8 protein-coding genes are annotated in these 10906 nt (G+C 70.8%); 6 read left to right on the plus strand and 2 right to left on the minus strand.

The window, feature by feature from the left end; genetic code table 11:
* Positions 1-435: 435 nt before the first annotated feature.
* Entirely contained in the window at positions 436-1647 is a 1212-nt protein-coding gene (locus Aut01nite_RS31765; RefSeq protein WP_043525085.1) for an alkaline phosphatase family protein, read from the plus strand.
* Between the two features lie 68 nt (positions 1648-1715).
* Here the strand turns inward: Aut01nite_RS31765 and Aut01nite_RS31770 are convergent, their stop codons facing one another.
* Positions 1716-2939: a 3-deoxy-7-phosphoheptulonate synthase gene (locus Aut01nite_RS31770; RefSeq protein ID WP_052163717.1), complete on the minus strand. Its 1224-nt coding sequence runs from the start codon at positions 2937-2939 to the stop codon at positions 1716-1718.
* Between the two features lie 696 nt (positions 2940-3635).
* Here Aut01nite_RS31770 and Aut01nite_RS31775 point away from each other — a divergent pair.
* Together Aut01nite_RS31775 and Aut01nite_RS31780 are read left to right on the plus strand one after the other, a co-directional pair.
* Positions 3636-4355, plus strand: coding sequence for a helix-turn-helix domain-containing protein (locus Aut01nite_RS31775; RefSeq protein ID WP_052163718.1), 720 nt, complete (start codon positions 3636-3638; stop codon positions 4353-4355).
* A 191-nt stretch (positions 4356-4546) separates the two neighbouring features.
* On the plus strand, positions 4547-6106 hold the full coding sequence (locus tag Aut01nite_RS31780; protein ID WP_043525086.1) for a S1 family peptidase: 1560 nt from the start codon (positions 4547-4549) through the stop codon (positions 6104-6106).
* 49 nt (positions 6107-6155) lie between these two features.
* On the opposite strand, the gene Aut01nite_RS31785 is transcribed toward Aut01nite_RS31780, so the two are convergent.
* Positions 6156-7175 carry an LLM class flavin-dependent oxidoreductase gene (locus tag Aut01nite_RS31785; protein ID WP_043525088.1) on the minus strand — a complete coding sequence of 340 codons (1020 nt, stop codon included), beginning with the start codon at positions 7173-7175 and terminating at the stop codon, positions 6156-6158.
* Between the two features lie 679 nt (positions 7176-7854).
* Between Aut01nite_RS31785 and Aut01nite_RS31790 the strand changes: the two genes are divergently transcribed.
* The 3 genes from Aut01nite_RS31790 to Aut01nite_RS31800 are packed head-to-tail and all read left to right on the plus strand — an operon-like array spanning position 7855 to position 10880.
* Positions 7855-8889 (plus strand): cysteine peptidase family C39 domain-containing protein, encoded by a 1035-nt coding sequence (locus Aut01nite_RS31790; protein WP_152628696.1) that lies wholly within the window; start codon positions 7855-7857, stop codon positions 8887-8889.
* A complete protein-coding gene (locus Aut01nite_RS31795; RefSeq protein WP_043525090.1) occupies positions 8886-10028 on the plus strand; it encodes an ACP S-malonyltransferase in 1143 nt (380 codons plus the stop codon). The genes Aut01nite_RS31790 and Aut01nite_RS31795 overlap by 4 nt, the downstream gene beginning before the upstream one ends.
* A 15-nt stretch (positions 10029-10043) precedes the next feature.
* Positions 10044-10880 (plus strand): ACP S-malonyltransferase, encoded by an 837-nt coding sequence (locus tag Aut01nite_RS31800; RefSeq protein ID WP_043525091.1) that lies wholly within the window; start codon positions 10044-10046, stop codon positions 10878-10880.
* Positions 10881-10906 lie beyond the last annotated feature (26 nt).

Consider the following 10906-nt stretch of genomic DNA (forward strand, 5'->3'; position numbering starts at 1 on the left):
CGAAGCCCTCTCAGCGATGGCGCCGGGGCGTCGGTGCGCGTTTCGATGTCGGCTGAATATTCGGAACGAAGGATCCAGCCCGCCGGTACGAAAGGAACTCCGACGGTCGGTTGTGATCCTATCTAAATCCGGGGTTGAGGGGAAGAAGTATGGGTATCCGTCTTGAATTTATTAGACGTTTGGCGTAAGTGCGAAGATAAAGTTCAGAATAGGGGTGTACAGTGATTGATATCTGCTGTAGGCCCAGCTCAGAACCGCTTTTAGGCATGAAGAAAGGATCCGCGATCGTGGGATTGCGGATCAATTCACAGCATTGAGTTGTCACGTTTTCTATGCGTTCTCCAATCGTTGCCAGCTCGGGTATAGAAGCGCCTCGGAACATGGATCCGTGGCATTTCTAAGAAGCGTGCGGATCAACACCGGCGGTGACTTCGGATGAAGCCGCTGGTGATGCTGAACCTGGCCGGCCTGAACCGGCGGCTGCTGGCGCACATGCCGCATCTGTCGGGCATGGCGGCGTACGGCTGGCAGGCCGATCTGGGCACCGTGCTGCCCGCGCTGGCCTGCAGCGCACAGACCACCTACCTCAGTGGAACCGGGCCGGCCCGGCACGGTGTCGTCGGCGACGGCTGGTACTCCCGCGACCGTGGGCGGATCCTCTTCTGGCGGCGGCGCAACCTGCTGACGCCCGTGGACCGGATCAGCGACGCGGCCGCCGGGTACCACCCCGGCCACCCCGGCCCCGCGGCCACCGGCCCCGCCACCGCGGTGATCCGGGCGGCGCAGGCGATCCTCGACGGATCCCGCCCGTCCCTGCTCCTGGCCCGGGTCGACGAACTGGACCGGGACCTGCAGCGGTACGGGCCGGACACCCCGGCGGCGGTGACGGCCGCCGCCACCGTCGACGCCGCCGTGGCCGGGCTGACCGACCGCGCCGGCAGCGGCGACATCGACCTGGTGGTGCTCAGCGAGTACGGGGTCGGCGCGGTGCGCCACCCGGTCGCCGTCAACCGACTGCTGCGCGCCGAGGGCTTCCTCGAGGTGACCACCGGCACCGCCACCGGCATGGAGTACCTGGACACCGTCGCGTCGCGGGCCTTCGCCGTCGCCGACCACCAGGTGGCCCACGTGTACGTGCCCGACCCGGCCGACCACGCGAAGGTCCGGGCGCTGCTGGAGGCGGCCGACGGCGTCGACGAGGTGCTGGACCGGCACGACCAGGGCCGGCACGGGCTGGAGCATCCGAACGGCGGCGACCTCCTGGCGATCGCCCGGCCGGACGCCTGGTTCAGCTACTACTACTGGCTCGACGACACCCGCGCCCCGCACTTCGCCCGGGGCGTCGAGCCGCACCGCAAGCCCGGCTACGACCCCACCGAGCTGCTGGCCGATCCGGCCTCGCCCGAGCTGCTGGGCCGGGCCGCGCTCATCCCGGAGCGCCGCGGCACCGGCTTCCGCTACACCATGAACGTCGTCCCCCTCGACCCCGCTGTTGTCCGCGGCTCGCACGGCCGCCTGCCCGACTCCGCCGACCGCGGCCCGGTCCTGCTCACGTCGGCGGACCGGGTCCCGGCCGTCGCCGCCGGCGGCCGGGTGGCCGCCACCGACGTCCGTCAGGTGCTGCTCGCGCTGCGCGATCCGGCCTGACCGCACGACCCGGCCCGGCGCCCCCACACGGGGCGCCGGGCCTGTCGCGTCTCCGGCTCCGGGCACGGTCACACTTCGACGCCGGCGGCCAGCTCACCCCGCCGCGGCGGGGCGAGCCTCTTCTCGAGCAGCGCCGCGACACGCGTGGCGAGCTCGATCGACTGGGCGCGGTTCAGGCGCGGGTCGCAGGGCGACTCGTACCGCTGACCGAGGTCGGACAGGCCGACCGCGCCGCCGACGCATTCGGTGACCTCCGCGCCGGTGAGCTCCAGGTGCAGGCCACCGGCCACGGTGCCGAGCGCCTCGTGCACCTCCAGGAACCCCTCGATCTCGGCGAGCACCTCGCTGACCGCGCGGGTCTTGTGCCCGCTCGGCGCGGTCACCGTGTTGCCGTGCATCGGGTCGCACAGCCAGAGCACCCGGGCGCCGCTCGCGGTGACCGCCCGCACCAGGCCGGGCAGCACCTCGCGGATTCGGTTCGCGCCCATCCTGGTGATGAACGTCAGCCGGCCCGGCGTCCGCTCCGGGTCCAGCCGGTCCAGCAGCGCCAGCACGTCGCCGGCGCTGCTGGTGGGGCCGAGTTTGACCGCGACCGGGTTCGCCACGTCCCCCGCGAACGCGACGTGCGCCCCGTCGAGCCGGCGGGTGCGCTCGCCGATCCAGAGCAGGTGCCCGGACGCCGCGTACATCCGGCCGGTGGCGTCGTCGATACGGGTCAGCGCCTCCTCGTACGGCAGGACCAGCGCCTCGTGGCTGGTGTAGAGCTCGGGCATCATCGCCCGAACCAGATTCAGCGTGGCCAGCGACGCGTGATACGCCCGGCGCAGCCGGTCCGGGTCCGGGGTGCGGCCGGCCGTCGTGAACGCCACGTCGTTGGCGATGTCGCCCCGGTACACCGGCAGGGTCACCCCGTCGCGGGTCTCGGCCGGCGACGAGCGCGGCTTGGCGTACTGGCCGGCGATGCGCCCCACGTGCACCACCGGCCGCCCGGCCGCCTCCGCCAGCGGCTGCGCCATCCGGCGCATGGTGTCCAGGGTGGCGGCGATACGGACCGGGGTGACCCCGTCGAAGGTCTCCGCGCAGTCGCCGCCCTGCAGGACGAAGGCGTCCCCGGCGGCGGCCTCCGCGAGCCGTTCGCGCAGGCGGTCGCACTCGGCGGCGAGCACCAGTGCAGGCACCAGGGCCAGCTCGTCGGTGATCCTCTGCAGGGCTTCGCGGTCCGGCCAGGGTGGCTGCTGATCCATGGGCAGACGGCGCCACGGCGCGCGGTCGCCCGGCGTGATGACGTTCATCGGTGCTGCGCCCGGCGGGCGGCGACCGGGCCGGAGCCGGGGCGGGACGGCGGACGGTGATGTTCCAGGGCCATGATCACACCAACTTCTGGGTTGTGGTGACTCGGAGGTCGGGGAGGCGGCGGAGGACCCCGCCCGGGTACGACCTCGAGCGGCTCGCCCGCACGGAAGAACGGCATCGCGCCATGCCGGCGCGATGCCGCCTACCTGATGGAGTGGTTCCGGCAGTGGTGGTCAGACGGCCGTTCGCCCGCGCCGGCGGCGGTGGCCACCGGGTCTCGCCGGTCCGGATGCGGTACGGGCCGGTGATGTGCACGGGCCGGGATGCCGGGCCGGTGCCGGGTCGAGGATCCCGCGGATGCGGAAGGTGAGTGAGTCACGCATCGCCGTCCTCGCTTCGTCGGATCGGTAGGTCAGACGAAGAAAGCATGGTGGCCGGGAGGACGCCGGAAGCCCGCGGCGGCAGGTAGCTGTCACCGTGCCCGGCGGGCGGGCAGCTTCCTGCCAGATCCGGTGGGGTGATCGCGGCGAGTCCTAGGGGGCCGCGTGCCCGGGCTACGGGTTCCGCTCCGCCCCCGCGGGCGGCACAGTGGTCATCAGGCGCCTGCCGATTGGCGCCCGCCGCCTTCGGGCCGCGTCGCAAGAAGTGAGTCGGCCTGGAAAGGACGTTGCCGCATTCTACGGAAAGGACTCGCGGTGTCTGCACCGGCAGGGTTCGAATCGCTGCGGTACCACGCCGAACAACTCATCGAGATCGCCTCCGAGCTGCACGAGGCGCCGAGCGACCCGGTCCGCGACGCCGAGCAGCTGGTGTCCCGGCTGGTCCGCCAGTCACACCGGCGCTCGCTCACCGTCCGGGCCAGCTATGGCGCCGTGCCGGTCCCGGAGGGCCTGATGCCCCTCCGGCAACTGTCGACGGGCCTGTCTCTGGCCGGCGCGAAAGCGGCCGTGCTGTTCACGCGCGACGCGATGGTCGGTGAGGAGTCCGCGCAGTGGGGCCTGCGCCTCGCCGCCCGAGGCGCCGACGTGCGGGTCGCCGGCTCCTCGCTGCCCACCATGGCCATCATGGACAACCAGGTGGCGCTGGTCGCCGTCGCCGACGGCACCCAGTTGGCGAGCGTCTTCGAGCCGGTCGCCATCCAGGCGCTGCAGGCTCTGCACACGGCCATCTGGGACAGCGCGGTCGCGTTGTCGGAGGTCCGGGAGGCCGACATGTCCTGGACCGAGGCGCCGATGACCCGCCGGGTGCTCGGGATGCTGAACTCCGGCCGGATCGACGAGGTCGCCGCCCGGGAGCTGAACCTCTCGGTCCGCACCTACCGCCGGCACGTGGCCGAGCTGATGGCCCGGGTCGACGCCCGATCCCGTTTCCACGCCGGTGTCCGCGTCGCGCGGCTGGGCCTCGATCAGGAGTGACGGCCGTGCCGGCCTGCGCGCCGGGTCCGGCCGGCGCTCCCCGCCTCGCGAAATATTGACAAGGTTTATTGACAGTTGCATGTGGCAGTGGCGAAGCTCGATGTCAGAGAGCGCTCTCAATCCCCCGTGAGTGCGTGATGCGCCCGGCCGCGCCGAGCGCCGGGCGAACCGCGCACGGAGCAAGGAGCCGCATGAAACCCTCATCCCTGAAACTGGCCGCCGCCCTCGCGGCCGCCCTCGTCACCGTCGCGGTCACCCCGCACGCCGGATTCGCCGCCGGCACGCCCTTACCGGCGGCACCCGTCCCCGGGCCCCCGGCCGCATCGCCGCGACTCGACCCGGCCCCCGGCATGCTCGCGGCGATGCGCCGCGACCTCGGACTGGACGACACCCGGATCGCCGAGCGTCTGACCACCGAGGCGGCCGCGCCGGTCATCGAGAAGCGGCTGCGCCAGCGGCTCGGCGCCACGTTCGGCGGCGCCTGGATCCCGGCGTCCGGCAGCCGCCTCACCGTCGCCGTCACCGACCGGGCCGCAGCCGCCGTCGTCCGCGCGGAAGGCGCCGACGCCACCGTCGTGAGCCGTTCGGAAGCCGCCCTCGCCGCCATCCGGGTCAAGCTCGACCGCAACAGCGCGAAAGCCACCGACCGGATCCACAGCTGGTACGCCGACCCGGCGAGCAACAGCGTCGTGATCACCGCCGCGCCGGGCGCCGAGGCGGCCGCGCGGCAGTTCGCCCGCGACAGCGGAGCCGGCCCGGTCACCGTCCGGACCACCGCCGAGGCGCCCCGCCCGATGTACGACATCCGCGGCGGCGACCAGTACGTCATCAACGGCACCACGCTGTGCTCGGTCGGCTTCGCGGTGAGCGGCGGCTTCGTGACCGCCGGGCACTGCGGCGGCGCCGGGAGCCCGACGTTCGGCTTCAACAACCAGGCGCAGGGCACGTTCGCCGGATCGTCGTTCCCCGGCAACGACTACGCCTGGGTGCGCACCAACGGCAACTGGACTCCGCAGCCCTGGGTCAATGACCATTCCGGCGGCAACGTCGGAGTCGCCGGCTCGCAGGAGGCGGCGATCGGCAGTTCGATCTGCCGGTCCGGCCGCACCACCGGCTGGCGCTGCGGCACGCTGCTCGGCAGGAACGAGACGGTCAACTATCCGCAGGGCTCGGTGTCCGGCCTCCACCGGAGCAACGCCTGCGCCGAGGGCGGCGACTCGGGCGGCGCCTGGATCTCCGGCAACCAGGCGCAGGGCGTCACCTCCGGTGGCACGGGCAACTGCGCCACCGGAGGCACGACGTGGTTCCAGCCGCTCAGCGAGATCCTTCAGGTGTACGGGCTGACGCTCACCACCACCGGCGCGGGCGGTGGCGCCGCGATCGTCAGCAACTGGAACAACAAGTGCCTCGACGTGCCGGACGGGAACTTCTCCGACGGCGTACCGGTGCAGATGTGGTCCTGCAACGGCACCGCCGCACAGAGGTGGGAGCAGGTCGGCGGGACGCTGCGGACCGGCAACGGCAAGTGCCTGGACGTGCCGTGGGGCTCCACCGCCAACGGGGTGATCCTGCAGATCGTGAGCTGCAGCGGCAACCCGGCCCAGCAGTGGGTGCTCAGCGCCGCCGGTGACCTGGTCAACCCGCAGGCGAACAAGTGCGCCGACATCAAGGACTGGAACAGCGGCGACCGGGCGCAGCTGCAACTGTGGGACTGCGCCGGCACCGCCAACCAGAAGTGGCGCCGGGGCTGACCCGCACGGGCGGGTGGGTGCCGCGTGCGCGGTCACCCACCCGCCCGCCTCAGACGGTGGCGCCCAGCACGGCCTCGGCGGTCAGCCGCACCGACTCCAGCCGGTCCTCGATCAACGACGACTGGTGGGCGACGATCAGCTCGTCGGCCTGCGCCTTCTCGGCGAACGAGACGAGATAGGAGCGCACCTCGTCCGGTGTGCCGACCGCCGTGTACGTCAGCATCGCGGCGAGCTGACGGCCGTTCGCGGTGGTGAGGAACTCGTCGATCTCGGCGTCGCTGTACTCCACCGGCGCTCCGGCGGGACGCGCCAGAAGACCGCGGACCAGGGTGCGGCGGGTGATCTCGAACTGCTGCCGGGCCGACTCGGACGAGGCGGCGGCGACCACGTTCACCCCGGCGATCACGTACGGCTGCGACAGCTGTGCCGACGGGGTGAACTCCGCCCGGTACGCCGCGACCGCCTGCTCCAGCATCCCCGGTGAGAAGTGCGAGGCGAACGCGTACGGCAGACCGTACGCCGCGGCCAGCCGGGCACCGAACATCGACGAGCCCAGAATGTACAGCGGCACGTTCGTCCCGGCGCCCGGAGTCGCCCGCACACCCGGAACCCGGGACTCGTCACCCAGGTATCCCTGCAGCTCCAGCACGTCCTGCGGGAAGCTGTCGGCGGACCCCGGGTCACGGCGCATCGCCCGCATCGTCACCTGATCGCTTCCGGGCGCCCGGCCCAGCCCGAGATCGATACGTCCCGGGTACAGCGACGCGAGTGTGCCGAACTGCTCGGCGATCGTCAGCGGCGCGTGGTTGGGCAGCATGATGCCACCCGCGCCGAGACGGATCGTCGACGTCCGGCCGGCGATGTGGCCGATCAGCACACTCGTCGCGCTGGAGGCGATCCGCGCCATGTTGTGATGCTCGGCGTACCAGACCCGCTGGTAGCCGTGTCTCTCCGCGGCCTGTGCCAGGGCGACGGAGCCCTCGAAGGCCTGCGCGACGGTTCCGCCGGGCGTGATGGGCGCGAGGTCCAGGATCGAGAGGCGCGGCTCCGCCGGGAAAGTGCTCGTCATGGGTCCTATCAACGCCCGCCGGCGCCGGATCGTTCCAGCTGGTGCGCCACGACACACCGGTGCGCCCCATGGTGAGCCGGGGCGCGGCCGGACACGGGAGGCCGGCGGGCCGGTGTCCTGCTGAACCGGTCAATTCCCGTCCGTCCGGGCGCTGGCAGCGTTGTCCAACGCGGTCCAACACTGTCCAGGTTGCTGACGGTAGTGGGAGCGTTGCTCATAGCCTTCTGTCAATTCGCTTGGCGGGGACGCGTCCTTGTGTTCCGGAAACCTGGCTCTCGGAAATGAACTCGGTTCAACGGAGGTCGCGGCCCTTTTCATCGAATTCCGGTACGGCCGGCCGGTGGGAGACGCTCGCCCGCGCCGGGAGGCCGTGGAGTCAGCGCTGACTCCCTCCGATGGCTACTGCCGAGCGATTCGATATCGCGGCGCATCGGCGATGGTGGCGTTTCCTGATCGAGGAGTTCGCTGCGGCGTCGCTGACTGAGCGAGTGGACGAGTTCGTGCTGTTCGAGCAGTTGGGAATGCCGCGTCGGCGCGGCGTCCCCTCCCGCCGGAATCCTCGAGGGCGACATCTCCGGGCAGTCGGCCCGGGACGAATGTGGAGGAGTCGAGTGGTGCAACGAGTCGATGGGAATCCCGGTGGAGAGCGGCGAGAAAATCGCCGTACAGGGGGATGCTGATGACCGATGGTAAAACAACGTCGACTTATCTGCCCGATCTGGAATCGCTGGTCAGCCAGGACGACCTCAACCAGCTCAATTGCCGTACGACGCAGATCCTCACCTTCGCTGCCAGCCGTACGCGCTGGGCGGACCTGCTCATGTATTGCTCACTGGAATGCACCCTGGACGTCTTCCGGCACTGTTATCTGCGCAACGAGTACCGTTGGTCGTACCGGACCCGGTACGTCAACGAGAACGATCTGGCGCTTCTCGGATTCGATCTGATCCACATCCCGCAATGGGACGTCGACGACTTCCGGCGCGACCTGCCCGGGATCGTCTCCGCCGGTCACGCCGTGCTGGTCCATCTGCCGCGGGGGCATTTCGCCTACTGGCGGGATTTCCTGACCCGGTTCAGCGTGCCGGTCGCCGAGCACATGGATCTGCATTCGTTCCTGGTCTGCGGAATCGATCCGGCGGGTGACCTCACCGTCGTGGACAACGCCAACCAGGCACACGCCTTCCAGCGGTACATCCTGTCGGCGGCGGAGCTCGACACCGCCCTGTCCGCGGATGCCGGCCGCTGTCTGGTGGGCAACCTCGTGGTCAAGGACCGCCGGGACGAGCCGGACATCGCCGGGCTGCTCCGCCGGTACACCGACCTGATGACCGCCTTCGACGACTCCTTCGAGATCTACGACCGGATGGCGGAGTCGCTGAGCATGGAGCGGATCACCGCCGCCGAGACCTACCAGTCCCCGGCGGTCAACAGTCTCGCGATCCTCGCCGGCTCCCGGTCGTTCTTCAGCCGTTTCCTCGCGCTGACGTCCCACAGCGTTGCGGTCAAGCAGATCTTCGCCGCGAACGCCGAGGCCATCACCCGCGTCCTCAACCGGGCGAGCCAGTATCACGCCGGCGTCGGCGGCGTCTCGATGGACGCCCTCCGCCGGCAGTTGTCGCAGCTGCGGCGCCGTGAGCGACAGGCGCTGCACCTGCTCAAGACCGATCTCGGGCGGTCCCCGATCGGGGTCGTTCCGAGGGAAGGGACGTGACGGTGCTCGATCTACCAGGACGGGACCAGCGGTCGCTGTACGTCTTCGACGGCCTCGGCGCCGGCAACCCGTCGTTGGCACACCTGCGTGAGCTCCATCGCCGCCCGGAGAACGCCCGCTTCTTCGGGGCCCTGCTGGAGGCGATCGAGTCCGCCGTCGATCACGCCGGTGACGACGCCTACCGGGCGGGTCTGCACGACGGCCTGCCGCTGCGGTCGTGGCTGACCGGCACGGGGCGGGTCTCCCGGCGGATGCTGGAGCATTCCGTCGTCACCGCCGTCTGCACCCATTTCCACCAGCTGTGCATGCTTCTCCCGCGGTCCGGCCGGTCGGCGGGGGCGAGCGGTGGCCCGGTCGCGGCCATCGGCCACAGCCTGGGTCTCTATGCCGCGGTCATCGCCGCTGTCCGGGAGCAGAGCCCGCGCCGATATCTGGAGCTGTGCCGGCGGTCGATCGCCTTCGTCGTGCTGGTGACGGTACGGGCGCACCAGATCGCCCGTCCCGACGACGTCGACCCGGCTGTCATGGACCGGTACCGCCGGGCCGGCGCGTCCATGCCGGAGCCCGGTCCGATGGCGGCGGTGACCGGGATGGCGGCCCCGGCGCTGAGGGACGTGGTGGAACGGCACAACGAGCGGCTCGGCGTGGCGGCTGTGGAGATCGGCCTGCTCAACTCGCCGATGTTCCACGTGCTGAGCGGAAGAACCGAGTCGCTCGTCGAATTCTGGCTCGAGCACCGGCGATGGATCGACGAGATGGCCGGCCGATGGGAGTTCCTCGGCAACACCGCGCCGTTCCACAGCAGCGTGCTCCGGCCGGCGATCCGCCTGATCGAGGGCGACCGGCGGTTCATCGACTACGACATCGACGCGGGCCGGCTGACGGTGCCGGTCTACGGAACCGAGTCGGCCCGGAATCTGCAGGGCTCGGCCGACCTGTTCCGCGACGTCGCCGAGCAGCCGCTCACCCGGCCGCTCGACTGGAACGCCGCCGTCCGGGGCGCCTTCACGAGCCGGCGGCCCGACGTGGTGGTGGATTTCGGGCCGGGCGCCTCGGCCGGGCTCTTCACCCGGCTCTGCCTGCGCGAGTCGGGACACCGTACGCCGTTCACCACGGTCATCCGAAAACCCGAACGCTAGGACGGAAAGGCTGAGATGCACGCCCTCGTTTTCCCTGGACAAGGAATCCAGCGCCGTGGCATGGGCGGCGATCTGTTCGAGGAGTTCCCGGAGCTCACGGCCGCAGCCGACGAGATCCTGGGGTACTCCGTCGCGGATCTCTGCTCGAACAACGGCGACAACCGGCTGAGTGACACCCGGTTCGCGCAACCGGCGATCTACGTCGTCAACGCTCTCGCGGCCCACCGGCTCGTCCTCGAGCATCCGGGCCGGTACTCCTTCTTCGCCGGGCACAGCCTGGGGGAGTACAACGCCCTGGTCGCCGCCGGTGTGCTCTCGTTCGAGGCGGGGCTGGGCCTGGTACGGCAGCGGGCCACCCTGATGTCGAAGGTGACCGGCGGCGCGATGGCGGCCGTCTCCGGGATGCCGGCCACGCGGGTCGAGAGCACCTTACGCACCGTGGGCCAGCCGCACGTGTTCATCGCCAACCGCAACTCCGACTCGCAGACCACGATCGCGGGCGACCGGATGCAGTTGCAACTGGCGGCCCGGGCGATCAAGAACGCCGGGGCCGCGAACGTCGCGATGCTCAACGTGAGCGGGCCGTTCCACACCCCGCTGATGGCCCCCGCCGAGAAGTCGTTCGCCGCGACGTTGCGCGCCTGCCACTTCGCTGCCGGCCACACCCCGGTCGTCTCCAGCGTCACGGGGTCCGTGTTCGACCCGGCTCGCGCCGCCCGGGTGCTCGGCCGCCAGATCGCGTCGCCGGTCGACTGGGTCCGGACGGTGCACACCCTGCGCGGCGCCGGGGTGACCCGTTTCGAGGAGGTCAACGGAGCCATCCTCACCAAGCTGATCGACGGAATTCGATGACCATCATCCCCTGTCCCGAGGAGCAC

The sequence above is a fragment of the Actinoplanes utahensis genome (assembly GCF_016862455.1).
GTDB lineage: Bacteria > Actinomycetota > Actinomycetes > Mycobacteriales > Micromonosporaceae > Actinoplanes > Actinoplanes utahensis.